The 25,273-nt window shown below is 44.5% G+C and carries 24 protein-coding genes; 13 read left to right on the top strand and 11 right to left on the bottom strand.

Annotated features, from left to right (window positions below; all coding sequences use genetic code 11):
* Positions 1 to 74 precede the first annotated feature (74 nt).
* From OCV24_RS09875 to recR, 7 genes are all read left to right on the top strand, one after another.
* On the top strand, positions 75 to 1,178 hold the full coding sequence (locus tag OCV24_RS09875; protein ID WP_150877799.1) for a response regulator: 1,104 nt from the start codon (positions 75 to 77) through the stop codon (positions 1,176 to 1,178).
* A gap of 155 nt (positions 1,179 to 1,333) precedes the next feature.
* On the top strand, positions 1,334 to 1,471 hold the full coding sequence (locus OCV24_RS09870) for a hypothetical protein (protein ID WP_004734169.1): 138 nt from the start codon (positions 1,334 to 1,336) through the stop codon (positions 1,469 to 1,471).
* Between the two features lie 119 nt (positions 1,472 to 1,590).
* A complete protein-coding gene (locus OCV24_RS09865) occupies positions 1,591 to 1,962 on the top strand; it encodes a YbaN family protein (protein WP_077680152.1) in 372 nt (123 codons plus the stop codon).
* A 161-nt stretch (positions 1,963 to 2,123) separates the two neighbouring features.
* Entirely contained in the window at positions 2,124 to 2,669 is a 546-nt protein-coding gene (gene apt / locus OCV24_RS09860) for an adenine phosphoribosyltransferase (protein ID WP_017056456.1), read from the top strand.
* Positions 2,670 to 2,687: 18 nt separating this feature from the next.
* The gene (dnaX, locus tag OCV24_RS09855) at positions 2,688 to 4,871 is read left to right on the top strand and encodes a DNA polymerase III subunit gamma/tau (protein WP_150877801.1); all 2,184 of its coding nucleotides are present in this window, start codon (positions 2,688 to 2,690) and stop codon (positions 4,869 to 4,871) included.
* A gap of 152 nt (positions 4,872 to 5,023) precedes the next feature.
* A complete protein-coding gene (locus tag OCV24_RS09850) occupies positions 5,024 to 5,353 on the top strand; it encodes a YbaB/EbfC family nucleoid-associated protein (protein WP_009848672.1) in 330 nt (109 codons plus the stop codon).
* A gap of 78 nt (positions 5,354 to 5,431) precedes the next feature.
* A complete protein-coding gene (gene recR / locus OCV24_RS09845; RefSeq protein WP_029626987.1) occupies positions 5,432 to 6,031 on the top strand; it encodes a recombination mediator RecR in 600 nt (199 codons plus the stop codon).
* 220 nt (positions 6,032 to 6,251) lie between these two features.
* Here the strand turns inward: recR and OCV24_RS09840 are convergent, their stop codons facing one another.
* Positions 6,252 to 6,500 (bottom strand): YkgJ family cysteine cluster protein, encoded by a 249-nt coding sequence (locus OCV24_RS09840; RefSeq protein WP_017056459.1) that lies wholly within the window; start codon positions 6,498 to 6,500, stop codon positions 6,252 to 6,254.
* Positions 6,501 to 6,659: 159 nt separating this feature from the next.
* Here OCV24_RS09840 and OCV24_RS09835 point away from each other — a divergent pair, with 159 nt between their 5' ends.
* Positions 6,660 to 7,097, top strand: a complete 438-nt coding sequence (locus OCV24_RS09835) for a YcgN family cysteine cluster protein (protein ID WP_017056460.1) — start codon at positions 6,660 to 6,662, stop codon at positions 7,095 to 7,097.
* Between the two features lie 123 nt (positions 7,098 to 7,220).
* Here the strand turns inward: OCV24_RS09835 and OCV24_RS09830 are convergent, their stop codons facing one another.
* From OCV24_RS09830 to rlmA, 5 genes are all read right to left on the bottom strand, one after another.
* Entirely contained in the window at positions 7,221 to 8,798 is a 1,578-nt protein-coding gene (locus OCV24_RS09830) for an alkaline phosphatase (protein ID WP_102506571.1), read from the bottom strand.
* Between the two features lie 193 nt (positions 8,799 to 8,991).
* Entirely contained in the window at positions 8,992 to 10,878 is a 1,887-nt protein-coding gene (locus OCV24_RS09825) for a BCCT family transporter (RefSeq protein WP_150877803.1), read from the bottom strand.
* A 128-nt stretch (positions 10,879 to 11,006) separates the two neighbouring features.
* Positions 11,007 to 11,360 (bottom strand): hypothetical protein, encoded by a 354-nt coding sequence (locus OCV24_RS09820; RefSeq protein WP_017056463.1) that lies wholly within the window; start codon positions 11,358 to 11,360, stop codon positions 11,007 to 11,009.
* Positions 11,361 to 11,634: 274 nt separating this feature from the next.
* Entirely contained in the window at positions 11,635 to 12,588 is a 954-nt protein-coding gene (locus tag OCV24_RS09815; RefSeq protein ID WP_077680157.1) for a ChaN family lipoprotein, read from the bottom strand.
* Positions 12,589 to 12,663: 75 nt separating this feature from the next.
* A complete protein-coding gene (gene rlmA / locus OCV24_RS09810; protein WP_150877805.1) occupies positions 12,664 to 13,479 on the bottom strand; it encodes a 23S rRNA (guanine(745)-N(1))-methyltransferase in 816 nt (271 codons plus the stop codon).
* 205 nt (positions 13,480 to 13,684) lie between these two features.
* On the opposite strand from rlmA, the gene OCV24_RS09805 reads away from it, so the two are divergent.
* Positions 13,685 to 14,659, top strand: coding sequence for a nucleoside hydrolase (locus tag OCV24_RS09805; protein WP_146443014.1), 975 nt, complete (start codon positions 13,685 to 13,687; stop codon positions 14,657 to 14,659).
* 93 nt (positions 14,660 to 14,752) lie between these two features.
* Here the strand turns inward: OCV24_RS09805 and OCV24_RS09800 are convergent, their stop codons facing one another.
* Entirely contained in the window at positions 14,753 to 15,637 is an 885-nt protein-coding gene (locus tag OCV24_RS09800) for a D-hexose-6-phosphate mutarotase (RefSeq protein ID WP_077680160.1), read from the bottom strand.
* A gap of 275 nt (positions 15,638 to 15,912) precedes the next feature.
* On the bottom strand, positions 15,913 to 16,908 hold the full coding sequence (gene gap, locus OCV24_RS09795) for a type I glyceraldehyde-3-phosphate dehydrogenase (RefSeq protein ID WP_017056468.1): 996 nt from the start codon (positions 16,906 to 16,908) through the stop codon (positions 15,913 to 15,915).
* 319 nt (positions 16,909 to 17,227) lie between these two features.
* On the opposite strand from gap, the gene msrB reads away from it, so the two are divergent.
* Positions 17,228 to 17,665 carry a peptide-methionine (R)-S-oxide reductase MsrB gene (msrB, locus tag OCV24_RS09790; RefSeq protein ID WP_077680161.1) on the top strand — a complete coding sequence of 146 codons (438 nt, stop codon included), beginning with the start codon at positions 17,228 to 17,230 and terminating at the stop codon, positions 17,663 to 17,665.
* 147 nt (positions 17,666 to 17,812) lie between these two features.
* Here the strand turns inward: msrB and OCV24_RS09785 are convergent, their stop codons facing one another.
* The gene (locus tag OCV24_RS09785; protein WP_077680162.1) at positions 17,813 to 18,619 is read right to left on the bottom strand and encodes a DUF2989 domain-containing protein; all 807 of its coding nucleotides are present in this window, start codon (positions 18,617 to 18,619) and stop codon (positions 17,813 to 17,815) included.
* A 114-nt stretch (positions 18,620 to 18,733) separates the two neighbouring features.
* Between OCV24_RS09785 and OCV24_RS09780 the strand changes: the two genes are divergently transcribed.
* Positions 18,734 to 19,015: a YeaC family protein gene (locus OCV24_RS09780; RefSeq protein ID WP_017056471.1), complete on the top strand. Its 282-nt coding sequence runs from the start codon at positions 18,734 to 18,736 to the stop codon at positions 19,013 to 19,015.
* Positions 19,016 to 19,178: 163 nt separating this feature from the next.
* Here OCV24_RS09780 and ansA read toward each other — a convergent pair whose 3' ends face one another.
* Positions 19,179 to 20,195, bottom strand: a complete 1,017-nt coding sequence (ansA, locus tag OCV24_RS09775) for an asparaginase (protein ID WP_150877807.1) — start codon at positions 20,193 to 20,195, stop codon at positions 19,179 to 19,181.
* A 110-nt stretch (positions 20,196 to 20,305) separates the two neighbouring features.
* Positions 20,306 to 22,156, bottom strand: a complete 1,851-nt coding sequence (gene sppA, locus OCV24_RS09770) for a signal peptide peptidase SppA (protein ID WP_077680163.1) — start codon at positions 22,154 to 22,156, stop codon at positions 20,306 to 20,308.
* Positions 22,157 to 22,445: 289 nt separating this feature from the next.
* Here sppA and OCV24_RS09765 point away from each other — a divergent pair, with 289 nt between their 5' ends.
* Both OCV24_RS09765 and OCV24_RS09760 read left to right on the top strand, forming a co-directional pair.
* Complete coding sequence (locus OCV24_RS09765; protein ID WP_017056474.1) at positions 22,446 to 24,455, top strand: NADPH-dependent 2,4-dienoyl-CoA reductase; 2,010 nt, start codon at positions 22,446 to 22,448, stop codon at positions 24,453 to 24,455.
* Positions 24,456 to 24,662: 207 nt separating this feature from the next.
* Positions 24,663 to 25,211: an NAD(P)H nitroreductase gene (locus OCV24_RS09760; protein ID WP_017056475.1), complete on the top strand. Its 549-nt coding sequence runs from the start codon at positions 24,663 to 24,665 to the stop codon at positions 25,209 to 25,211.
* The last annotated feature ends 62 nt before the right edge of the window (positions 25,212 to 25,273 follow it).

Here is a 25,273-nt window from a genome sequence, read left to right as displayed (position 1 = left end):
GTTACTAAGTTTTATATTAGTTCTTAGAACAGATAACAATAATAATTCGACTTAGTTTTGTGAGGTTATAGATTATGTACAAAACTCACAGTCAGCCAGTAATGACCTCGGCTCAGGAAGTAATCAACCCGAAATGCGTGATGTTGGTTGATGATGATCCTATTTTTCGCCGTATAACCAGCGCGTACTTAGACACGATTGGTTATAAAGTGGTTGAGGCTGAAAATGGACTGGACGCTCTGCAAAAGCTCAGAGACTCGGCGCCAGATTTAATTGTGTGTGACTTGTCAATGCCGATCCTGGACGGCATTGAGCTTGTGGAAGAGCTCAGTTTAGAGTATCCATCATTGCCTATGATCGTTGTCTCAGGGACAGACGATATGTCGGATGTGGCGAAAGCATTACGATTTGGCATCAAAGACTTCTTAGCCAAACCTTTAGAGGATCACGGTCACTTAGGCAGTGCAATCGCGAATACGTTAAAAGATTCATTCGACAACATTTCGGATCAACGAGATTTTTCAAGCCAATGGTTTTGTGTGGATGACGGAGGAGAGATCCCCGAAGATCAAGAGCTGCATTGGCACCTTAATTATTTACAAGAAAACCCAAGTGCAGCAAAAGACTTACTGCATGCGCTGCTGCCTGAAAAAGATACAAGACAAGGCTCATGGTGTTGTAGTTATCGATTATTGCAATCAACAGAGATGATGCCGCTTGTGTTTGACTACGCATGGATGATGAATGGGCAGTTTGCTTTTTACCTCGTCGATTCGTCCTCTTCTGATAATGCCAGCTCAGCGTCTACATTGTTGGTGCGAGCGCTATTTCACGATTACATAAGAAATAGAAAAGATTTTAATGTTGATCTCAAAGATATTACTGAGATTTTAGAGAAGGGGATTGAGTGCTCCAAATGTGCCACGCCCGTTAATGCATTGTTTGGTGTCGCCAACCTTGCCGAGGGTACCATCTCTGTTTTGCCTGCGGGTCTAGATGGACGCTGGTCGAATGGTGAGATGAATCAAAACATTGCCGCTGGTGAGCGTTTAGGCGAAAACTGTAAGAAGAATTTTATTACGAGAGACTTGCCGATTGAACAAGGCTGCCAACTCTCATTGAGCTTGCTTGGAGCGGCGAGCTTTAGTTTAGACATACACCAAGGGTCTACCGATTAACCCTATATTTCCTCGGTTTTTGTGAATAATTGATTAAGGTATAGTTGCGCAAATGGTGTGGCTATGCCTTTTTTGTTAAATGTCAATTTAGCAAAGCGGGTTTGGTTCACCAGATAGCACATACTTACCTTTACTAACAAAAACAAGAAGCAATCATGGCAGATAACAAAGACTTTCAAGACCCGTTTAATGTATTCTATTTTTTAGGATTTTTAGCCGCATTTTTAGCGATTCCATTGTTACCAGCAACATTAACGTTGATCCGTGTATTCAATGGTTACGCAACATTTTAGTTAACCGATTTCCGTTTGCTGAATCGTAGTTGACTGACTCATAGTTGACTGATTAATAGTTAACGGGTCGTAATTAATTTAAGGAGGCCACAATTAGCGTTCGAGTTTTAAGTCTCAATATTGCTGGTGGCCTTTGTATATTTCTCGCAGTGCTAGGGATAGTTTTACCTGTTCTGCCAACCACGCCTTTTCTTCTTCTTGCTAGCGCATGCTTCATGCGAAGCAATCCTAAAGTTCATAAATGGATGCATGAACACAAAACGCTGGGTCCTTTACTGAACAATTGGTATCAACATGGTGCCGTAACCAAACAAGTTAAAACGCGCGGTGTGTTCTTTATCTTGTTGAGTTTTGCGTTATCCATCTGCTTTTCCCCGATCATTTGGGTTAAGGTTTTCCTTATTTGCGTACTTGTTATTCTTCTCACATGGTTTATGCGACTTCCGACCCATGAGTTGGTTGCTGACAGCAAAGAAAATCACTACCATTAAGCCAATGTGCCTGCTTGTAAAGCGGGCGTTTATTATTTCAGCAATCAGGGCTATGACTCTCGTTGCAATGAATACCAATCGTACCTTTCCTTAATTCCAAGCGTTGATGTTTGATTCATTAACGAGGGTTTGGAAAGCGGCCTAATGAAGTGCATAAGATTATGAACACAGAAAAAATCTCCCTGATCAAAGCAAGCATCAAAAGCATCCCTGATTACCCTAAAGCAGGTATTTTGTTCCGTGACGTAACAAGCTTGATGGAAGACCCTGCGGCTTACAAAGCGACTATTGACCTGCTAGCGGAAACATTCAAGGACATGGGCTTTACTAAGATCGTTGGTACGGAAGCTCGTGGTTTCTTATTTGGTGCGCCTTTGGCTCTTGAGCTAGGTGTTGGCTTCATTCCTGTTCGTAAACCTGGCAAGCTGCCTCGTGAAACTGTGGCTCAATCTTATGAACTTGAGTACGGTACAGATACATTAGAAATCCATACCGACGCTATCGTTGAAGGCGATAAAGTGCTGATGGTTGATGATTTGTTAGCAACAGGCGGTACGATTGAAGCAACAACAAAGCTGATTCGTAGGCTCGGTGGTGTGGCAGAGCACGCTGCATTTGTTATTAACCTTCCAGAAATCGGTGGTGACAAGCGCTTAAAAGGCTTAGGTCTAGAAGTGTTTAGCATCTGCGAATTCGACGGTCACTAATCCTTTTCGGAATTATTCATGAGCTATCTTGCGTTAGCGCGAAAATGGCGACCAACCAAATTCAAAGAAGTGGTTGGTCAAGCCCATGTTTTAACAGCATTAGAGAATGCCCTTAGCCAAAATAGGTTGCATCACGCATACCTGTTCAGCGGCACACGAGGTGTCGGTAAAACGACCATCGGCCGTTTATTTGCTAAGGGTCTCAACTGTGAAACAGGCATTACCTCAACCCCTTGTGGTGAATGTGCAACCTGTAAAGAGATTGATGAAGGTCGTTTTGTTGATCTTCTTGAAATCGATGCTGCCTCTCGAACTAAGGTAGAAGATACCCGCGAGCTTCTGGACAATGTTCAGTACAAGCCAGCACGTGGTCGCTTCAAGGTTTACCTTATCGATGAAGTACACATGCTTTCTAGGCACAGTTTTAACGCGCTTCTAAAGACCTTAGAAGAGCCGCCTGAGTATGTGAAATTTTTGCTCGCAACGACCGATCCACAGAAGCTTCCAGTGACGATTCTATCGCGTTGTCTGCAGTTCCACCTTAAGCCGATCAGTGTTGATAATATTCACGAGCAGCTCGATCATATTCTTGAACAAGAAAGTGTTGCGTCTGAGTCTCGTGCGCTTGGGATGATTGCTCATGCGGCTGACGGCAGTATGCGTGATGCTCTGAGTTTAACGGATCAAGCTATCGCATTAGGCAACGGCAATGTTGTGACAGACACTGTGGCTCATATGCTCGGTACGCTAGACACCGACCAAGCCATTCACTTGCTAGAAGCGATCAGCAGTAAGCAGCCGCAAGTAGCAATGGCTTGCATCGAAGGTCTTGCCGAGAATGGTGTGGAATGGGATGGTTTATTGAGTCAACTTGCGACCCAGTTACATCGCCTTGCAATGTTTCAAGCATTACCATCAACCTTAGATAAAGCACAGCCTGATGCTGAACGGATAGAACTGCTTAGCAACGCATTAAGCCCACAAGATATCCAACTGTACTATCAGATTGTGTTGAAAGGACGTCAAGACCTACCGTTATCACCCACTGCGCGTGTTGGTATTGAGATGGTGGCTTTACGTATGTTGGCGTTTAGACCTGCAGAACAAGCAATGGCAACGGCAATATCGACTCAGTCGACGAGCACTGCGTCAATGGCAGCTCCGAGACAGTCTCAGATGCAACAACAGGCGCCTCAACAGCAAGCTATGCAGTCGCCACCTGTACAACAGGCTCAGCAGCAGAATCCAGCACAGTATTCAGATTCGCAAGGTTACGCTGGCCATTCAGGCAGCCAAGGTTATCCTGAGCAGGATTACTCGCACAGTCAGTATGATGCACCACCGACTTATGACGAACGCCCTAGCTATGGTGCAGAGCAGCCTCAACAGCAAGCGAATTATCAGAATCAGAGCCCAGCTCAGCCACACAACGCTGCTTCACCTGTTTCTTCTGCTCCGCAAGGACAATCAGAACGTCCTGCTTCGCCTGTAAGTGGTTTACGCCACCAACTGCGTTCTCAACGCAGAGGCAGCGCAGTACCAACAGATAGCAAAGGTTCAGCGCCAAAAAAGGCTAAAGCGACACCAGCTAAAACTTCAGTTCTTGACCGAGTTGCTCAGCAACACGGTGGCTCTGAGCGGGTGTCGCCAGCTTCTTTATCTATCTCTTCGACAGAAAAGGTGACCAATGATAATGAACCTTATCGCTGGAAACCGTCTAAACCTGTAGTGAAAGAGGTGAACAAAGAGCTTACACCCACTCAGATCAAGCGCGCGTTGGAGCATGTTAAGACACCAGAAATGGTCGAAAAATTGCTTCAAGAGTCTATTTCTCAAGATCAATGGTCCGCCACGATTCAAAAGCTAGAGACAGCCAAGCTTGTTGAACAGTTAGCATTAAACTCAGTGTTTTCTAAAAATGGAACATCAATTACTCTAACGTTAAGAGCGAGTCAGGCTCACTTGAATACGGACCGTGCGCAGAGCGAACTATTACAGTCTCTCAATGCCGTACTCGGAGAAGAGTGTCATTTGAGCGTTGAAATCGGTGAGGGTGGAGAAACGCCTCTAGAACTACGAGAAAGATTGTATCAAGGCAAGTTGAAAGACGCGTTTACCAGTTTGGAAAACGATGCCAACGTACAGTTTATCGAAAAGCGTTTTGCTGCGGAGCTCGACAGAGACAGCGTTCGTCCTATCTAGAACACTGTCTCATTTAGTGACCGGCATATCATCGCAGATAATCAAATCTGAGAACTGAACATCGAGGGGTTGAATCGCATTGTTTTAACCCCCATTTAGGCACGTATAGCTTAATTAATTTTAATAAACCAATTAGACCAGAGAGTATTAACATGTTTGGTAAAGGCGGTATGGGCAACATGATGAAGCAAGCCCAGCAAATGCAAGAGCGCATGCAAAAGCTTCAAGAAGAAATCGCAAATATGGAAGTTACAGGTGAGTCAGGTGCTGGCCTTGTAAAGGTAACGATCACTGGTAGTCACAGCGTTCGCCGTGTTGATATCGATGAAAGTTTAATGGAAGACGATAAAGAGATGCTTGAAGATCTTATCGCTGCTGCTTTCAACGATGCGGCTCGTCGTGTTGAAGAAACTCAAAAAGAGAAAATGGCTGGCGTAACTGGTGGAATGCAACTTCCACCAGGTATGAAGATGCCTTTCTAAGTAACTTATTCTTAAAGATTCATTCAAGTAATGGTTTGTTGTGAACGAACGGTTACCTGAAAATCAGAACGGTTAAATATGCGTACCAGTCACATGCTGGAGCATCTGATGGAGGCCTTACGTTGTCTGCCTGGGGTTGGTCCCAAGTCGGCGCAGCGTATGGCCTTTCATTTGTTACAGCGCGATAGAAAAGGCGGCCTACAGTTGGCTGAAGCTCTTAGCCAAGCAATGACTGAAATTGGTCACTGTAATGAGTGCCGTACTTTTACCGAAGAAGATACTTGCCATATTTGTACTAATCCTAAACGTCAGGATAACGGTCAGATATGTGTAGTAGAAAGCCCTGCAGATATTGCAGCAATTGAAGCAACTGGCCAATATTCAGGTCGTTACTTTGTGTTGATGGGGCATCTTTCACCACTAGATGGTATTGGTCCAAGTGATATCGGTCTCGATGTTTTGGACTACCGTTTACGCCGTGGTGATATCTCTGAAGTAATCCTAGCGACGAACCCGACAGTTGAAGGGGAAGCAACAGCACATTACATCGCAGAGCTGTGTAGTGCCCATGAAGTGAACGCAAGCCGTATTGCTCATGGTGTTCCCGTTGGTGGTGAGCTAGAGCTGGTGGATGGCACCACGCTTTCTCACTCCTTACTAGGTCGTCATAAGATCTAAAAAAGCCGCTTGGTGAATTATCACTAAGCGGCTTTTTCTTTTACCTGCATAGATAGAAGCGACGATTAAACGGCGCTATTACCTAACACCACCCCAAATGTTCCGACCATTTCTAACGTATACCTATTCATAACAATTCTTATTAATCTGGAATAGTCTCAACAAGACAGTTGAGATTTCGCAAATTTGTGAAATCTTGCGGATATAAGAGCAAATATGCTTAGGTTATCGCTTCTAACTCGATAAGGTTATCGAGTGCTTCTTGGTCCGTCTTTCCACAAACACTAGGGCAGGCTTTGAACTGATGGCAGACTTTAGGACGTGAAGGTTGCCCGAATAACTTACATAGGTCTTGTTCATTTAATTGGATGCAGCGTACGCCAGCAGGTTTGCCATTAGGCATTCCAGGAATAGCAGATGTAATACTCGGAGCGATACAACAAGCTCCACAACCTAAACGACATTCCATCAAATTGAACTCACTAAATAACAGGGTGCGCGATAGTAGCAAAAAATGATGAGAGTGACAGCTGTTGATTGAATCAAAGAATGAACAATTATTATCCTTGAATTTATTATGGGCTAGCGGTATAACACGCACCCCAGTAAACAAGTATGAAGTAATCCTATGACGACCCCATTTTGGCAAGAAAAAACACTAGAGCAGATGACAGAGAATGAGTGGGAATCACTGTGTGACGGTTGTGGTAAGTGTTGCCTACATAAACTAATGGATGAAGATAGTGATGAAGTGTACTACACCAACGTGGCGTGTAGTTGGTTAAACGATAAAACATGTTCGTGTAAAGATTACCCGAACCGCTTCACGTCAGGTGAAGAGTGTTTGAAGCTGACTCGTGACAAGATCGATGAATTTCATTGGCTACCAGACACCTGTGCTTACCGTCTTCTATCAGAATCTAAGCCGATTCCTAAATGGCACCCATTGATCACGGGTTCTAAATCAGAGATGCATGCAGCAGGTGAAAGCGTTCGTAATCAAGTGGTATACGAAATTGATGTGGTTGATTGGGAAGACCACATTTTGAACCACCCGAATCGCTAGTTATTCTAAAAACAGCCGCTCTTGAGCGGCTGTTTTGTTATTCGGTAGTACCAAAAAAAACCAACAATTAGAATCAAAAAAACGCCCCGAAGGGCGCTTGCTCAAACGAGTAAAAAGTTCAGGCTAGTTTACTTGTTGTTTAATGTACTCACCCAGTTCTGAGTGGTGCATGATTTTCGAAACTGGCAGTATTTTCTCTGCTGGGCCCCAAGCAAAAACGTTCACTGGTGTGTGAGTGTGTGTGCCTGTACCCCAAACGATATTTTGACCGGTTGCTTGTTCACGAGCAAGTAGGTTGCCACGGTCGTTATATGGGAAGAAAGCATCGAAATCGTTGATAGCAGGCACTTCCTCTGCCGACAAGTATTTGTGCTGAGCCAATCGGTATGGGTTCGGCTTACTGGCTAATATGTTTTTCGCTTGTTCCGCTGTGATAGGGAACTCACTGTTTTTGTTGACGATCTCAGCCAGCTTTTCAGGTGTTTGTTGCGCTTTATCCAGCTTCTGATATTCGCTGATCATGCCATAGTAGCTTTGTTTCTGATTATATAAACCATCTAGAATGTCGAATGCACCAAAGTTAAAGTTGGGTGCATAGTCGCGATCAGAGAAAGCTTCGCCAGAACGTTTCTGTGGTTTTGGTAGGTTGTCAGAAGAGTAGCTGAAACCGAAAGAGCCTGTTTCGTGGTCTGCGGTCACAATCACGATCGTGTCTTCACGATCTTTTGCCCATTCATACACCGTTTGGATCGCTTCATCAAACTTGAGCAGTTCATGCAGCATAGTGCCGGCATCGTTACTATGGCCCGCCCAGTCGATTTGACCACCTTCAACCATTAGGAAAAAGCCGTCTTCATCTTTGGATAACACGTTGAGTGCTTTTTGTGTCATCTCTTTCAAGCTTGGCTGAGTACGTTCGCCACTCTTTTTCTTATTGCTGTAAGCGATGCCGTCATCCATGCCTGAGTAGGCGAACAGGCCAAGTAGCTTATCGCCTTTAGCTTCTTCTAACATGCTACGGTTAAACGCTAGTTGGTAGCCGTCCTTTTCTGCTTCAGTTAGAAGGTTACGGTCGTCTTTACGTTTTGATTTTAGGTAAACATCGCCCTGAGTCAATTTCTCAAGTTGCTTGTAGGTTTCGCCTTTGTCATTGGTCGATTTTGGAATCCAGTGACGTAGCCCGCCTGAAAGCATTACATCAACGCCCGTTTCTAGCATGTCGTTAGCAATTTGGTTTTCGAGTGAACGGTGAGGTTGGTGAGCCGCAAAAGAAGCGGGTGTCGCGTGAGTTAAACGCGTGTCGGACACTAGGCCAGTTGCTTTACCTGCTTTTTTGGCTTTCTCAAGTACAGTCTCGACATGATTGCCTTGCGAGTCAATGCCAATCACTTCTGAACCACTATAGATACCCGTTGCAAGCATGGTTGCAGAACAAGCGGAATCCACCACAATCGCATCTTCTGGGTGAGTCAGGGATGAACCAATGACCCCTTCTTGCGCTAATTGGTAAAGGGCGGTTTTATTCCCTTTATAAATGGAATTTGGCGCCTGGTTTGCGTAGGTTTCCAATAAGCCAACTTGCTGAGGCCCCATACCATCACCAATCATCAGAATGACGTTTTTGATTTCTGCTGAAAGTACGTTGAATGAGAGTGTTGAGGTCGCCACTGCGGCAATGATTGGTTTAATAATGTGCTTCATTAGTTGTCCCTTTTCATATAAGCCGGATGATTAGAACATCAAAATGTGTCAAAGTCGTTTCACATTTGTTTCATAATTATAAATTTGAGTAATAACTCAAAGTTCTGAGAGAACATAAAAAAAGACTCACGTTTCGGTGAGCCTTTTGCTTACTTAGGAGTGTCCAAGTAAATGGACGACGTTATGGCTAATATTAAGCAAGTTGTAGTTCCGTAACCACTTGATTGAATGCGATTCGAGCATTCTGAGCCTGCTCAGATAACTCGATCTTTTTAGCTTGTGCGGTACTCAGATTACTCTCGGCCTGCTCAAGTGCTTGTTGTAGGTTCTCTGGTAACTCGTGAGTTTCCATTTGTGAACCTTGTTCTAACACATAAGCGCGAATTTCTTTCTTCACTGCGGCAAGTTCTGTGTAAGCAACACGCTCAAGTTCTGCAGCTTCTTGTGCTGCATCTCTTTCTTTCTCAAACTGAGCCAGTGCCATACCTTCTGCAGACCATGGATCCATGTCTGGCAACTCTTCGATGTTGATCGTTGGTTCGATGTACGCATCTTGGTGGCGCAGGTCGAGGTTAGTCGCACGAACCGCTGAGATCATCAGCATCACAGAAATAACAAGCAACGGTAAACCACCGACAATTGCCGCGGTTTGTAGTGTACTTAAACCGCCCAAGAACATCAGAATCGTTGGCAAGAACGATAGAGTAAATGCCCAGAACATACGGTTCCAGCGCATTGGCTCTTCGGTCACGTTGTTTTGTACAACAGACGCCAGGATGTATGAGATCGAGTCAAATGTTGTTGCCGTGAAGATGATACACAGCATTGTAAATACAGCGATAACCAGCGAACTCATTGGCAGCTGTGCAAGCATCGAGAAGATAGCTTTGGTTGCGCCTTCCGCATTCAAAATCGCAACGACATCTAGCTCACCAGAAAGCTGCAGCGATAGGCCGTAGTTACCTAAGATCATGAAGAATAGGAAACAACCTAGAGAACCAAAGAAGATCGAACCTGACACCATTTGTTTGATGGTTCTGCCGCGAGAGATACGCGCAACAAACAGACCCATACTCGGTGCAAATACTAGCCACCATGCCCAGTAGAAAATCGTCCAGTCTTGTGGGAAGTGAGTGTTTTCGAATGTACCGTAGCCACCAAATGGTTCAGCCCACGTTGCCATCACGAAGAAGTTAGACAGTAGACGACCAATTGAGTCTAAACCTGTTTCTAACATGAAGATTGTTGGACCCGCGATCAGAACGAAAGCCAGTAGACCCATCGCACCCCAGAAGTTGATGTTACTTAGGATCTTGATGCCTTTTTCCAATCCAGCATAAGATGAGTAAGCAAAAATCGCAGTACACACTAAAAGCACCATCACTTGCGTTAGGTTATTTTTAGGTAGACCAAATAGGTGATTCAGACCTTCAGTGATTAGAGGTGCAGCTAAACCTAACGTTGTTGCAGCGCCGCCTAATAGACCGAAAATGAAAAGGATATCGACGATTTTTCCAGGTACGCCTTTACTGCGGTGTTCACCAAGAACAGGCATTAACGCACTAGAGATCTTTAGAACTGGCTGTTTACGTACATAGAAGAAGTAAGCGATAGGAATCGCAGGGATCAGGTAGATAGACCACGCGATTGGTCCCCAGTGGAACAAACCGTAAGTTGCAGCCCAACGAACCGCCTCTTCACTGCCCGGCTCTAGTTGGAAAGGCGGTGATTGGTAGTAGTAAGCCCACTCAATACAGCCCCAGTACAAGATACTTGCACCGATACCGCCACAAAATAGCATTGCAGCCCATGATGCTGTTTTGAATTCAGGCTCTTCATCAGCTTCGCCCAGTTTAATTTGGCCCATATCACTGAATACAACGTAAACCATAAATGCACAGGCGGCGAGGCCTAGCGCAAGATATAGAAATCCAAGTTGGTCTGTCATGAATGTTTTCGCAACCGCAATCCAGTCTGCGCCCTGTGCAGGGAACAAAATGAGCGGGAAAACTATCGTGAGTAGGAGTGCAATCGCACCAAAGAAGGTAGGCTTATCAATAAGCTCAAAAGTGTTTTTCACGAGTATTATTCCATTAAAATGAGAGCGGAATTATGGAATGAACTCGTTTTTTAGACCAAATCGGGTATGTTGTCGTGACGACAAATCGCTTTAATGCAGAGAGGAAGGTGCAGAAACAGAGGGGAAAGTTAGATTAAGGCAAGTAGAATGCCACCCACGGTTGCCGCTGCGGATAAGTATTGCCCAGCTGAATAAGAACCATCGTCCTCTTCTTCAATCTTATCTGGATGATCCATACCTAAAGCGCCATGAGCAAATGACTCAACCTTATCGGTAACGGTCTCGTTTTCAGCTTCGACTTTCTTGGCTTCTTTATCGATTTCTTTAAGTGCAGATAATAGGGCTTTGCCTTCATCAGAAAGCTTGACGGTATTTTGTTCAACCTTAAGCGGTGCAGGCTTTTCAGCTTCAGTGCTTTTAGCTTGTGCATTCATTTTCGAAGGTGAATACAGCTGAGTATTACTCGTTCCTACTGGCGTCATATCGCTCTCCTTACCTATCCTTAAATATAGTATCGGCAGAGGTGTGAAAAACTTGTGCAATTAATCATCGATAGTGATGTTTTTTATTTGCACATTACATTTTCGTCTGCTTGGTTAAATCGTCTATTTACTAAGCAAGTCTTGTGCCGATAAGAATGTTTGATTTAGATAGAGTTAGGATGAATGACGGGAACGTGATCAAGTTTTGACGATGGGCTAATTATCTAGGATTAGCCCATCGACTCTTTAGCTTAGAAGAGTGGATCAACAGACCTTACTCACACTCTAGGCTAGCGCTGCGTTTTGACAGGTGCTTGTATGCCTTCATTCGGTTCTCTTTCTTAACAAAGCGAGCCGGCGGCGAAAGCACTTCAAGCTGATAATCATTGCTATCCGTTGAGATCGCTTCAACCGGGCTGATGATGGCGATTTTCAAATCAGGGTTACGACGTAGAATCGATGCTGCCGTCCCTAAACCACCCTCGGTGTGGAACTTGCCAGCCACATGAATTACTTGTTTATCAGGGTTTGATGCTAGGTAATCCACAATCGACTCAGCCATGGTTTCGTCCCAGGTAACCTGAGCGGCAAACTGCTTTTCTGTTTGCTCTGGCGTGCCGTGGTGCATAGAAGCCATGAACTTTTCTTTGTATGGGCTATCGCCAGTATCCACTTCGGCGGCAATCCATTGGCGTTGCTCGGTCGATAACTGGTCTAGGTAAGGCAATCCTTTACGGCCAATACACTGAACAAATGGCTTTGGTGCATTTGCCGCAATAACATCGACGTCGTTGGCTTTTGCGAACTCAACTAACGCGCGGTAATCACTTTCGTAATTTGGCCAAGCAGCCGCTTTAGACATGAGAACTTGTTCGCCAATCTCATCATTTAGATATTGGTTTAATGTGTCTTGATGCTCTCGAGTGAATTGTTCCATTGAAAGCGCAATGTTTGATGTGGCGTTGCGGCGCGCTTTTAAGAAATTGGTTTGGAAGCGATGGATTGCCGAGTGAGTGTGCCATTCGCCAATAAGAACCACATCAGCGTCAATCAGCTGTTTAGGTAATGCATTGAGAGAAAGCGCTTCGCCTTGTGGAGACGCGAATTGGTAATCATAGAATGTGGAAATGGTTTCCGTTTGAGCCACTTTTTGAGAAGTGTCTTTTGCAGGTTGACTAGCACAAGCCGTGAGAAGAGTAGCTAATCCGATAAGAATAATACGTTGCATGAAATGCCTCCTTGAAGAACACGCATACTAAAGGAGGCAAGATGAGATTTCAATGCAAACGATAATCAATATCAATTAAATTTGTTTGCGGTACACTCGCAGCATAAAGTCAGCTTCACAGTTGAATTGCTCTGCCTCGGTGAGTTGTTGTTTAAACTCTTCACTCGCCTTCCAAGCAAACGGCGTCATCTGTAGCAGGTCGAATGCATCTGACCCCGATAGTTCCATCATATAGTTTAGTTGCTCTTGGTGCTCAAGCGTAAAACCTTCGATTACTTCTGGATCTTCGTCGTGCAAGCGAACGCCATCATAAATTGCATCACGCAGTTGATACAGGTGTCGGCTAGCTGGTGTCACGGTGATCACCACACCATTATCTTTGATGGTGCGTTGTAACTCTTCAGCCTTGCAAGGCGCATAAATGCGTAGAATGCCGTCTAAGCTGCTTTCAGCAAAGGGTAAGCGATGACTTGATGCAACTGAGAAGTCGACAGCAGGGTAGCGTTTAGCGGCGTATTTGATAGCAATCTTAGAAATGTCTAGGCCAAAAGTCGCACCATTCTTTTCTTGAAGATTCACGGCAATTTCGTTGGTGTAATACCCTTCGCCACAACCAATATCCAATAGGCTAGGCGCCTCTTCTGGTAGATAGCGAGAACACAACGTCACAACCGCTTGGCGCATTGGGTCATAGTGGTTACCTTCAAGGAAGCGACGACGTGCCTGCATCATCTCTTTGTTGTCACCTGGATCTTTTGAGCGTTTGTGGTGCGCAGGCATCAAATTGACATAGCCTTCTTTCGCTAGGTCGAACTGATGGTTCTTTTCACACTTAAACGTACGATCGTTTTGAGATAAAGGTTGGTGACACAAAGGGCATTGGTAAGTCATGACGCTCTCAGAGGCATAGAGTTGGGCGCAAATTCTACCAAAAAGGTCTGCATCAGGCTAAATAAAAAGACGAAAACATCCGCTCTTAGAATGATGAGTTTAAGTACTATTTCAATCAAAATCATAGCATTAGGTTTAGATCACGTTTATCTGATTTTTTTATGGGTATCGTTCCCTCCTTCCTACTGTTTAATTAGAAGCTGATATGACAAAGAAAATCATCTTAGACACAGATCCGGGCATCGATGATGCAATGGCAATCCTATTTTCAGAAGCGCACCCGGATATTGACCTGATGGGCATCACCACGGTTTATGGTAATGCGACGATAGACAACGGTACTCGGAATGCTCTCTATTTGAAGCAGAGATTTGGTATGAACGCGCTTGTGGCTAAGGGGACGGATAAACCCTTAATCAGAGATCCCGTTGGAGCCACGGTTGTTGTGCATGGCGAGGAAGGTTTTGGTGATGTAAAAGCGCCAAGTTCGTTAGATGTCACAGCGATTGATAAGCCAGCTTATCAGTTCATTGTCGACAGTGTTAGAGCTGAACCGGGAGAGATTACTCTTGTGGCGGTTGGCCCTCTTACTAACCTCGCACTCGCTCTGGAAGCCGACCCAGAAATTGTCGATTTGGTAAAAGAAGTGGTCGTTATGGGAGGCGCGTTCGGTGAAAATGACCATAGAGGTAATGTAACACCATTTGCGGAAGCGAATATCCATGATGACCCTCATGCAGCCGACAAGGTATTTACTGCCTCATGGCCTGTTGTGATTATCGGTCTTGATGTTACTGAGGAGAGCTTTTTTACTCGCCAATACCTAGATGATTTGCGAGACGAAGCTGGAGAGGTAGGGCAGTTTATCTGGGATGTCAGCCGTTACTACTTAAAGTTCTATTCTGAAAAAGTAGGTATGGAAGGGTGTCATGTTCACGATCCTTCAGCGATTGCTTATGTTATCCAACCATCTCTGTTTACCTGTCGTAGTGGCTCGGTCAGAGTCGTGACTGATGGTCCAGCTGAAGGAATGACGATTCAGAAAGCTGACCAACGTAAATATATGAATGATGAGTGGAGTTCATTCCCCGCACAAAAGGTCGGCGTTCAAGTGGACAACAATGCGTTATTGTCACTCTATCGAGAAACTTTAGTTCACTATTCACAGCAGCAAAGCTAATTGATAGCCATCATAGTATTGTTAATAAGTCGTTTAAAAAGTAGCTGTAAAAAGGCCGGATGAACCGGCCTTTAAATAGTCTTATTGAGTCGCTTACTGAGCGGAAATCACCGTAATCAGTTGGTGGTTTTCGCCAGGCTGTAGCGTTTTTCCTGCTTCTAGGCTTGGTGCATGCAGTGTTGATTCTACGCACAGCATGGTTAGGTAACCGTCGTCTTGCATGTCACCCATACTTGCAGCGCCTTCTGCCCATGGGTTCCATAGTACTGCAGAATTATGACCGTGGTTTTCAACTGTTAGCGTGCGATCTAGCTTTTTGTCAGCAATATAGATTTGCGCTTCTGGTTGTGTGTAAACGCGGTCAATCGTGTCGGTCAGTACCAGTTCAGCACCGCCTTGGCAGATCTTGCCACCTTGCAGGCTATCAATGTACTCAGCGCCCATACCAGTGGTCGTTGTGCTGTGGATATCGCCAATATTTAGGTAAGTGTGCAGCGCGCCAGAGAAAGTCCATGGATGCGAATCTGTGTTCTTCACATCCAAAGTTACTTTTAGTTGGTCGCCAATCTCAACGTTCAATCGAGCATCGAATTGATGAGGCCATACTGCCAGCGTCGCTTCGTTAGGTTCCAGACCTAAGCTCACAATCACGCCAGCTTCGCTTTCACGATGCTCAACCAATTGCCACTCACTTGAACGAGCAAAGCCATGTGCAGGTGCTGCAATGCGACCAAACCAAGGCCAACATACCGGAATACCGCCACGTAGGGCTGTTTTTCCGTCGAATTTAGCTTGTTGGCTCATCCAAATCAGGTCTTCTTGACCTTGTGGCTGGAATGACACGACATGGCCGCCAAACAGTGAAATCGCTGCGTTTGCTTTATCATGGATAACGCGAACCAGTTTTACACCTTGGTGTTCAACGATAGTGACGTTGTCAGAAAGTACAGTCAGTGCCGGCAGAGTAGATAAATCCATTACATGATCCTTCTAAGGAAATTAAATTCAAATGCTGACTGTAACAACGGTGCTTGTGATTTTATGAGTGACAATCAGAGCCAGTATTGGAATTTAATTTTAGCGTTTTAGCTTAATCTGTAGCGTTTTAATGAGCCAAAGGTATTTTAACGAGCGAAATAAATGCCGTTCAAAAGGTAACAGGTATTAAAAAGGCGACACTAAGGTCGCCTTTTTCAAAGTCTGCTCAAAACAGTCTTCGCTAATGCTTATCTAAAGCGATTTCTAAAAAGAAATTACTTAGAGATGTGAGCGATTAGGTCTAGAACTTTGTTTGAGTAACCGATTTCGTTGTCGTACCAAGATACAACTTTAACGAATTTGTCAGTTAGAGCAACACCAGCTTTAGCATCGAATACTGAAGTTTGAGTTTCGCCGATGAAGTCTTGAGAAACAACTTGGTCTTCTGTGTAGCCTAGAACGCCAGCCATTTCGCCTTCAGAAGCTTCTTTCATTGCAGCACAAATTTCTTCGTAAGATGCAGCTTCTTTTAGGTTAACAGTTAGGTCAACTACAGATACGTTAGCAGTTGGTACACGGAAAGCCATACCAGTTAGAAGGCCGTTTAGTTCTGGAAGAACAACGCCTACAGCTTTAGCAGCACCAGTTGAAGATGGGATGATGTTTTGAGAAGCACCACGGCCACCGCGCCAGTCTTTAGCAGAAGGGCCATCTACAGTTTTTTGAGTTGCTGTAGTAGCGTGAACTGTAGTCATAAGACCAGATTCAATGCCCCACTTATCGTTAAGTACTTTAGCGATAGGTGCAAGACAGTTAGTAGTACAAGAAGCGTTAGAAACGATGTCTTGGCCAGCGTAAGATGCTTGGTTAACGCCCATTACGAACATTGGAGTTGCATCTTTAGAAGGACCAGTAAGAACAACTTTCTTAGCACCAGCAGTGATGTGCTTACGTGCAGTCTCGTCAGTTAGGAAAAGACCAGTTGCTTCAGCAACTACGTCTACGTCGATAGCATCCCACTTAAGATCTTCTGGGTTACGTTCAGCTGTAACACGTACAGTTTTACCGTTAACGATTAGGTTACCGCCTTCAACTTCAACAGTACCGTTGAAACGGCCGTGAGTTGAGTCGTACTTAAGCATGTATGCCATGTACTCTACGTCGATTAGATCGTTAATACCTACTACTTCGATGTCTGCACGCTCTTGAGCTGCGCGGAATACGAAACGGCCGATACGGCCAAAACCGTTAATACCTACTTTGATAGTCATTGTAGTTGCTCCACAACTTAATTTCTGATTAAAGATAACTGGTAGTAAAATTACAGAATCCAGTATACATCTGCAATAGATAATCCGACTTAACTTGTTTAAAGTCAAAAAAAAGCGCCGCTTTTCTTAACAATTGGGTGTAAGTGGTTGAAAATTGACCATTGCGAATGGCTCTGTACCCTTCCAGTTGGGTAAAATACCTCTAAATGATGATTCATTTATGAGTGTATATGTACAATGTTTTCTAGTGAGAAAGTATGTGCTACAAAATTACTTACATGCAAGCCTTTAAAGAAAAAAGTAAATATAATAAATGAGAATGTGGAGATATATTAACGTGATTCAAAAGGAAGAAAATATGATAAAGCCTGATGAATACTGGCGTGAACGCCTATCAGACGACGAGTTTGCAGTGTGTCGTCAACGTGGTACTGAAGCCCCATATAGCGGTAAGTTACTACACAACCAAGAGACGGGTATCTATAGCTGTACATGCTGCGAAAGCCCTTTGTTTCTGTCGGATAACAAATACGACTCTGGGTGCGGATGGCCTAGTTTTGATGCCCCTGTAACGGATGAAGCCGTACGCTATATAGAAGATCTAAGTCACGGAATGAAGCGTGTAGAGATCCGTTGTGCTGCTTGTGATAGCCATTTAGGTCACGTTTTTCCTGATGGTCCGAAGACAACCGGTGAGCGATTCTGTGTTAATTCGGTGTCGTTAATTTTCAACAAAAATGACAAAAGTACGAAATAACTTGTCACTATTGTTTAATCCTTACAGATCGCATTTGTCGCTTAAGGAACCTTGAACGACTCAGATTACAGAGTTAACTCTAGTACAAATAAAAACAGCTACCATCATGGTAGCTGTTTTTATTTTTAATAAGTGGGAACGGCAAGCTCAATAATTTGGGATTACGGAAGAGCTGTAAACTCCATCTTCAATAGCTTCGACAATTTTATCAGCATCTTTGTTTAACTGTTGGTATTTTGGCTTGGCGAAACGATAAAGAACAGCCAACTCCGCTTCAGATGCTATCGGTACATTAAATTCTTTGGCTACCATTGCCCACACGTACGCTTTTTCCATGTGACCTAGGCTGTGGTTGATGCTGGCCATAGACTTGAAGATTTCAGTATTAACGATTGAACCATTAGATAATGTCAGGGCATTATTGAGCAATTTTAACGTTTTAGCATGATCTCTCGTGGTATAGAAAGTCGCTAAGGCATACTGCATTTCTGCGGTATTTAAGGCTTCTTTTCCTTCTAACTGTAAGAAACTGCGCCTTGCGCTGATGTCGCCAGTTTGTGACCACAAAAAGTAGAGTGTTTCAGGCGTGTCTGATTGAGCTAGTTCTTCAACAATGCGTTCAGACTCTTCAATACTGTGCATTAAAGAGGTAAAGCGGCGTTCTTGAAGTTTGGATTGGTCGATCGTCTCGATCTGTGCGGCAAGCTCTAGGCATTTCTTATAGGCAGTGACCAGTTTAAATTCTTTAATCTTATTGGTTTCGGTTGGTTGTTTTTGGACTTCAAATCGATGCCATATAAGGTCGGTACGCGCAACGCGACATTGACCGTCATTCATGTTCAATTGCTCACACTGTAACGCCGGGTTGCTTTGGCACAACTGATCGGTGTTTTTGTTCCCTTCAAGACACCCAACTAAAGTGAGAGGCAATATGCCAACCGCCAACCATTTCATAATTTTCATATTCCTTCACTTGTGATCAAATACACTTATTTTCGGTCAGGTTCTTGACTCAATTCTGTTACGGGTTATTTTCTGGTGAAAATTGTTAAAACTAAGGCTTTTACCATGGATGCAGAACAACTTCTTAGCGCAATGACTCCCGAAGTCTACGAACGTTTAACTTACGCTGTTGAAACGGGTAAATGGCCAGAAGGCACGGTGCTCTCAAAAGAACAGCGCGATTCGTGTATGCAAGCGGTTATGTTATACCAATCTAAACATAACTCTGAAGCTCAACATATGACAATTGCAGCTGGCGGTGAGATGAGTTTTAAATCTAAGTCTGAACTAAAGAAACAGTTTAAATCAGACCAAGAAGATATTGTTAGGGTTAACCCAAATCATTAATCTTAAATTACAACAAAGGGGTGGCACTGTGCCATCCCTTTTATTGTTAAGTTGTTTATTTGTAAGCAATAAAACGACTTAGTTCACGTTAAAACCCTTTGATTATCATCGTGAAACGACAGGATTCACGTCAAGGCCTTGGCTCAAGGACCACTTAACAATCTTATAAGTTCATCTCACCACGTAACACTTGTTGCATCTGAGTCTTCACTTCTTCATAGCTCAAGCTCTGGCTTAATAGATAGTGTAACTTCGCTAATGCCGCTTCTGGGGTCATATCGTAACCACTGATTACACCTGCTTCCGCTAAGGCACAGCCTGTTGCGTAACCCCCCATGTTGACTTTACCCGCCAAGCATTGAGTCAAGTTCACCACAATGACACCTCGCTCTGAGGCCTCTTTTAAGTGTTGAAGAAGTTCGGGGTTTTGTGGCGCATTACCGACACCAAAAGTAAGCAGAATCATTGCATTAACTGGTTGCAACAGCGTGTTGCGGATCACTTCGTGTGAGATGCCTGGGTACATTGTGATCACGCCGATAGGTTGCGGAGTAATGTTATGAACCTTAAACGCACCTCTTGGTTGTTCGTTTACTTTTACGTTATTGCTAAGTTGGATGTTGATACCCGCTTCTAGCAATGGGGTCAGGTTTGGGGAAGTAAACGCATTGAAGCCATCAGCGTGTGATTTGGTGCTACGGTTACCACGCATCAACCTGTTGTTGAAGAACAGTGTCACTTCGTTGATAGGGTAATTCGCCGCGATGTGCAGTGCGTTCAGTAGGTTGGCTTGTCCATCTGAGCGTAGCTCTGCGAGTGGAATCTGAGAGCCCGTTACAATCACAGGCTTGCCTAGGTTTTCTAACATGAACGACAGCGCAGAAGCGGTGTAAGCCATTGTGTCAGTACCGTGCAAGATCACGAAACCATCGTATTTATCGTAGTTCGCTCGGATATCATCAGCGATAGTCTGCCAATCAAGCGGCGTCATATCTGAAGAGTCCATTAACGGAGAGTATTCATGTATGGTGTACTCAGGCATCTCTGGGCGATGGAATTCAGGCATGCCAGCTAGCTGCTTATCCATGAAACCTGCGACTGGGACATAACCGTGATCAACAGATTTCTGCATGCCAATAGTACCGCCAGTGTACGCGATATAGATGTGTTTTCTTTCCATAGCGATTAATACTTAGTGTGATATAGGGAACAGGAGGGCAATTATAGCGGATTGTCATGCAATAAAAAGAGGCACCTAACACAGAGGCGCCTCTTGGTTATTGGTTTACCTTATTGAACTTGGCAGTTTAAGCAAAAAGCATAACGGCCTTGTGGGTCGTTAAAGCTGCCTAACAGCTGGCTATCTTGAGCTAACTGCTGAGTAACTGGCTGTAAACTGCTAGGTATCATGGATTGAATATCAAGACCAATCGACATCTGGACTTGATTCATGAATTCTTGAATAAATTGTTCAGTTGCTGAAAGAGGCTCTTCCACCCAGTAAATGTTGTAGGTTTCTAACTCGGCAAGTGAAGCCGCCGCTGCAATCGCATCATCAAAATCACCAATTTCATCGACTAGGCCTCTCTGCATCGCATCTTGACCTGTCCATACTCTACCTTGAGCGATCTCGTCGACGGAACCAATGTCCATGCTGCGATTTTCTCCAACCAAGCTGATGAAACGGCGGTAGCCATTTTCAATGCCCATTTGAAAAGCGTCTTTAGCGCCATCACTTAGTCCTGTCGTAATACCCAGATCGGAGAAGGGTGATGTGCCAACGCCATCAGTGTAAACACCAATGTCATTTAGTCCTTTTTCGAAGGTCGTGATGACGCTGAAGATACCAATCGAGCCAGTTAGTGTGGTTGGTTGAGCTAAGATCTTGTCCGCGCTCATAGAGATCCAATAACCACCAGAAGCGGCAAGGCTAGACATGGACACGACAACAGGTTTGCCTGCTTGTTTGATTGCTTCTATTTCATTACGTATTACTTCTGAAGCAAATGCGCTGCCACCGGGGCTATCTACTCGAAGTACGACGGCTTTCACTTTGTCGTCGTTACGAGCTTGGCGAAGTAGTGCGGCAGTCGTGTCCCCACCAACCGTACCACGTGGTTGCTTACCATCCATAATGGCACCACTGGCAACAATTACAGCAACATCATGCGATTCACTTGTTAGGTCTGGAAGCATCGTTGCACGGTATTCGTAGTAGCCAAGCGCGTTGTAGCTGTCTTGACCATCGCTGCCAAACACGTCTGCAAGTTTGAGTCGTACTTGCTGGCGAGTCGCTAGCTCATCAATTAAGCCAAGCTTTTCTGCCAGTTTTGCGATATCACCGTCTACTGACTCAAGGTCTTCCAAGAATGATTCCATGCTTGGGTTTAGAGTTTTAGCATCTATTTGGCGATTGTTGGTCACGTCATCGACGTATGCACCCCACAGTTGGCCTAGCCAACGTGATGCTGACTCTTTGGAAGCATCTGACATGTCGTCACGAATAAAAGGCTCGATTGCAGACTTGTAAGTGCCTACTCGGAACACATGTGTGTTCACGTCTAGCTTCTCTAATAAGGTTTTGTAATAAAGTGAATAAGCGCTGTAGCCTTTAAGAAGGACACCACCATCTGGCGACAAGAATACTTTAGTCGCGTAGCTCGCTAGGTAGTATTGGCTCTGGTTGTAAAAGTCACCTACCGCATAAATCGGCTTACCAGCTGCTTTGAACTCGTTCAGTGCCTTAGCAATGTAACGAAGCTTGGTTAGATTGGTTTCTGGTAGCTCTTTAAGCGCTAACACAATGCCCGTTACGTTTTCATCGTCTTTGGCGTAGCGAATCGTTTCAACAATATCAAACAGTACGTTTTCTTTCGGAAAGTCTTTACCAAGCAATGACCCTGTTACGGAGTCCATCGGGTTGATATAACGGCTTTGTTCTACAATTGGACCCGATAGGTTAAGTACTAAAGCCGATTGTTGTGGAACGACCGGCTTAGTCGTAGTCGAGTGGAAGTATACAAAGTAAATGATGGCGATACTGAGTAAAAAGATGATGTTAACAAGCGCAAGACGTACAAACGTAATGAGCTTCCAAATCCCTTTAAAAATCATACCGATAAATTTGAATATTTTTTTCATTCTTTCTCCACGGTGAGATAACGTTGCCTGAACAAGCCGTAAACCATTAATCTCATAATATTAAGCTGCTTAGTATCCTACGATAATTCCCAAGCTCAAACTACACCAAGAATAGTTTATCGATATATATTCTCATTAAGTATAGGGTCTATTGACCTTTAGAGTTGGCTTTTGAAGCATTAAAATTCAAAGCACTATGATCGGTGTTACAAAAATGTAAACGGTTGTTTGAACTTTTGATGATTGAACTATAGTGTGGTCAGACCACAAGGATAAAATAATAGAAGTGATGTCTGCCATGTACCCACATTTACTTGAACCGCTCGATCTTGGATTTACTCAGTTACGTAACCGTGTATTGATGGGATCAATGCACACAGGTTTAGAAGAAAATAAAGAAGGCCTACACAAACTCGCCGCGTTTTATGAAGAGCGAGCAAAAGGAGGCGTTGGTCTTATTGTTACCGGTGGTTTCTCTCCTAATTTACGTGGCAGATTGACCCCATTTAGTGCTGAATTCAGCAAGGTTAAACACGCAAAAGCGCATCAAGTTGTTACCGAAGCCGTACACAAACATGGTGGTAAAATTGCGCTTCAGTTATTACATGCTGGTCGCTATGCCATGCATCCATTCGCGCAAAGTGCTTCGGGCATCAAAGCGCCAATCGCTAAGTTTGCACCGAGTGAGATGAGCCCTCGTCAAATTAGGAAAACTATTGATGCCTTTGCGAACAGTGCTGAGCTAGCTCAAGTCGCTGGTTACGACGGCATTGAAATCATGGGCTCTGAAGGTTACTTAATTAACCAATTCATCTGTAAACGTACCAACATGCGTTACGACGAATGGGGCGGTTCTTATGAGAAGCGTATGCGTTTCCCGCTGGAGATTGTTAAATCGATCCGTGAGGCGGTGGGTGATGACTTTATTATTATTTTCCGACTGTCGATGCTGGATTTGGTTGAGCAAGGCAGCACCTTTGAAGATGTTGTTCTACTGGCTCAAAAGCTAGAAGAAGCCGGCGTGACCATTATCAATACCGGTATCGGTTGGCACGAAGCGCGCATTCCGACCATCGCGACGCAAGTACCACGAGGCGCGTTCTCTTGGGTGACGGAAAAAGTGAAACCATACGTATCGATTCCAGTGGTGACTTGTAACCGGATCAACACGCCAGAAGAGGCTGAACGCATCCTCAGTTCAGGACAGGCCGACATGGTTTCAATGGCGCGTCCTTTCTTGGCGGACCCGGACTTTGTTAATAAAGCCGCTCAAGACCAAGCGCAGTTCATCAATACCTGTATCGGTTGTAACCAAGCTTGTCTTGATAACGTGTTTAAGGGTAAACGCGCGAGCTGTTTGGTTAACCCACGCGCTTGTTACGAAACCGAAATTGTTGTGCAACCAGCTCAAGCGACTAAGACTATTGCGGTTGTCGGCGCAGGCCCTGCAGGCTTAGCGTGTGCGACGACCTTAGCGCAGCGTGGACACAAGGTTGACTTGATTGAGAAAAATGACCGTATCGGCGGCCAGTTTAGATTGGCCATGCAGATCCCAGGTAAAGAAGAGTTTAGAGAAACCATTCGTTACTTTGCTAACCAAATCGATGCATCAGGCGTCAATTTAAAACTGGATACCGAAGCGACGTTCGAGATGTTGTTGAAGTACGATGAAGTGGTGATGGCAGCAGGTGTAGAACCAAGAAAGCTCGATATTGAAGGCATTGACCAAGAAAACGTGGTTGATTACCAAACCTTGATTCGCGATAAGACACCAGTAGGAAAAAAGGTCGCAATTGTTGGTGCTGGTGGTATCGGTATTGATGTGGCAACTATGCTGACAGAGCCGACTTCACATAGCTTGGATGACTGGCTGCATGAGTGGGGCATCGATAAGAACATGGAACACCCAGGCGGGCTTTATCCTTACCCTGATTCGTTCAGCGATAAAACGGTGTGGGTTATGCAGCGTAAAGAAGGTCGTGTTGGTAAAGGCCCGGGTAAAACGACGGGCTGGATTCATAAACGTACGCTAGAAAAACGAGGTGTGAACCTACTTGGCGGCGTGAGCTACAATAAAATTGATGACCAAGGTCTGCATATCAGCGTTGGTAAAAAAGACCAAGTGTTGGATGCCGATTCCGTTGTTGTGTGTGCAGGCCAAGTATCGGTTCGACCATTTGAAGGCATGTGGCAAGAGTTTGGTGGCAAACTGCACGTGATAGGCGGTGCCGATTATGCCGGTGAGCTGGATGCCGTACGTGCAATTCGTCAAGGTGTTGAGCTAGCTATCAAGTTATAGAATCAGCTATCAAACTGTAATTTTATCGGCAGATATTGTTACTTAATATGCTGAGTTAGATTTTGAACAAGGCTCCTAGGTCATAGATTTAGGAGCCTTTATTGTTTCTAATCTAGGTTAAAGAGACAGTCGTTGAGATTTATTATCGTTTGTATTCTGTGCTAAAGTTCAAGTATATAAATAATAAAGAAATAGTAAGGACTTCAAATGGATGCTTTGGATCTATTGCTCAACCGACGCTCTATCGCAAAACTCTCTGATCCGGCACCTGAAGGTGTCGCGTTAGAAAATATAATCAAAGCGGGCTTACGTGCTCCTGACCATGGCGCACTAACACCTTGGCGCTTTGTTATCGCGCAAGGTTCAGGCCTACAAAAGCTTTCAGACATCTTGGTGCGCGCCGCTGAAGCGGACGAAAGCGAAGAAGCGGTGATCGAGAAAGTAAAGAAAGCCCCGTTCCGAGCTCCTATGGTGATCACCGTGATTGCTAAAGTGACTGAGCACGAGAAAGTGCCCGCGATCGAACAACACCTTTCTGCTGGTTGTGCTGCGCAAGCCATGCAAATGGCCGCAGTCGCACAAGGTTTTCAAGGTTTTTGGCGCTCAGGGAAATGGATGTTCCATCCAGAAGTTCGCCAAGCATTTGGCCTAGAAGGCGATGACGAAATTGTTGGTTTCTTATATTTGGGTACTCCGGGTTGTACGCCAATGAAAGTGCCAGAGCGTGAATTCTCAAAGTTCGTCGAGTTCTTATAAAGAACATTGAAGCTGAATAGTGGAATGCTAACTGTATAAACAACCAGTTTTCCTTGATTTCT

Origin of the sequence: Vibrio kanaloae, assembly GCF_024347535.1 — a bacterium.
GTDB lineage: Bacteria > Pseudomonadota > Gammaproteobacteria > Enterobacterales > Vibrionaceae > Vibrio > Vibrio kanaloae.
The sequence above is the reverse complement of the archived record's forward strand: the minus strand, read 5'-3'. Positions and strand labels throughout refer to the sequence as shown.

Excerpts from the sequence above, each read along its gene's own strand:
- OCV24_RS09875 (WP_150877799.1), top strand. The coding sequence starts at position 75 with ATGTACAAAACTCACAGTCAGCCAGTAATGACCTCGGCTCAGGAAGTA.
- OCV24_RS09870 (WP_004734169.1), top strand. The coding sequence starts at position 1,334 with ATGGCAGATAACAAAGACTTTCAAGACCCGTTTAATGTATTCTATTTT.
- apt (WP_017056456.1), top strand. The coding sequence starts at position 2,124 with ATGAACACAGAAAAAATCTCCCTGATCAAAGCAAGCATCAAAAGCATC.
- dnaX (WP_150877801.1), top strand. The coding sequence starts at position 2,688 with ATGAGCTATCTTGCGTTAGCGCGAAAATGGCGACCAACCAAATTCAAA.
- OCV24_RS09850 (WP_009848672.1), top strand. The coding sequence starts at position 5,024 with ATGTTTGGTAAAGGCGGTATGGGCAACATGATGAAGCAAGCCCAGCAA.
- recR (WP_029626987.1), top strand. The coding sequence starts at position 5,432 with ATGCGTACCAGTCACATGCTGGAGCATCTGATGGAGGCCTTACGTTGT.
- OCV24_RS09840 (WP_017056459.1), bottom strand. The coding sequence starts at position 6,500 with ATGGAATGTCGTTTAGGTTGTGGAGCTTGTTGTATCGCTCCGAGTATT.
- OCV24_RS09835 (WP_017056460.1), top strand. The coding sequence starts at position 6,660 with ATGACGACCCCATTTTGGCAAGAAAAAACACTAGAGCAGATGACAGAG.
- OCV24_RS09830 (WP_102506571.1), bottom strand. The coding sequence starts at position 8,798 with ATGAAGCACATTATTAAACCAATCATTGCCGCAGTGGCGACCTCAACA.
- OCV24_RS09820 (WP_017056463.1), bottom strand. The coding sequence starts at position 11,360 with ATGACGCCAGTAGGAACGAGTAATACTCAGCTGTATTCACCTTCGAAA.
- OCV24_RS09815 (WP_077680157.1), bottom strand. The coding sequence starts at position 12,588 with ATGCAACGTATTATTCTTATCGGATTAGCTACTCTTCTCACGGCTTGT.
- rlmA (WP_150877805.1), bottom strand. The coding sequence starts at position 13,479 with ATGACTTACCAATGCCCTTTGTGTCACCAACCTTTATCTCAAAACGAT.
- OCV24_RS09805 (WP_146443014.1), top strand. The coding sequence starts at position 13,685 with ATGACAAAGAAAATCATCTTAGACACAGATCCGGGCATCGATGATGCA.
- OCV24_RS09800 (WP_077680160.1), bottom strand. The coding sequence starts at position 15,637 with ATGGATTTATCTACTCTGCCGGCACTGACTGTACTTTCTGACAACGTC.
- gap (WP_017056468.1), bottom strand. The coding sequence starts at position 16,908 with ATGACTATCAAAGTAGGTATTAACGGTTTTGGCCGTATCGGCCGTTTC.
- msrB (WP_077680161.1), top strand. The coding sequence starts at position 17,228 with ATGTGGAGATATATTAACGTGATTCAAAAGGAAGAAAATATGATAAAG.
- OCV24_RS09785 (WP_077680162.1), bottom strand. The coding sequence starts at position 18,619 with ATGAAATGGTTGGCGGTTGGCATATTGCCTCTCACTTTAGTTGGGTGT.
- OCV24_RS09780 (WP_017056471.1), top strand. The coding sequence starts at position 18,734 with ATGGATGCAGAACAACTTCTTAGCGCAATGACTCCCGAAGTCTACGAA.
- ansA (WP_150877807.1), bottom strand. The coding sequence starts at position 20,195 with ATGGAAAGAAAACACATCTATATCGCGTACACTGGCGGTACTATTGGC.
- sppA (WP_077680163.1), bottom strand. The coding sequence starts at position 22,156 with ATGAAAAAAATATTCAAATTTATCGGTATGATTTTTAAAGGGATTTGG.
- OCV24_RS09765 (WP_017056474.1), top strand. The coding sequence starts at position 22,446 with ATGTCTGCCATGTACCCACATTTACTTGAACCGCTCGATCTTGGATTT.
- OCV24_RS09760 (WP_017056475.1), top strand. The coding sequence starts at position 24,663 with ATGGATGCTTTGGATCTATTGCTCAACCGACGCTCTATCGCAAAACTC.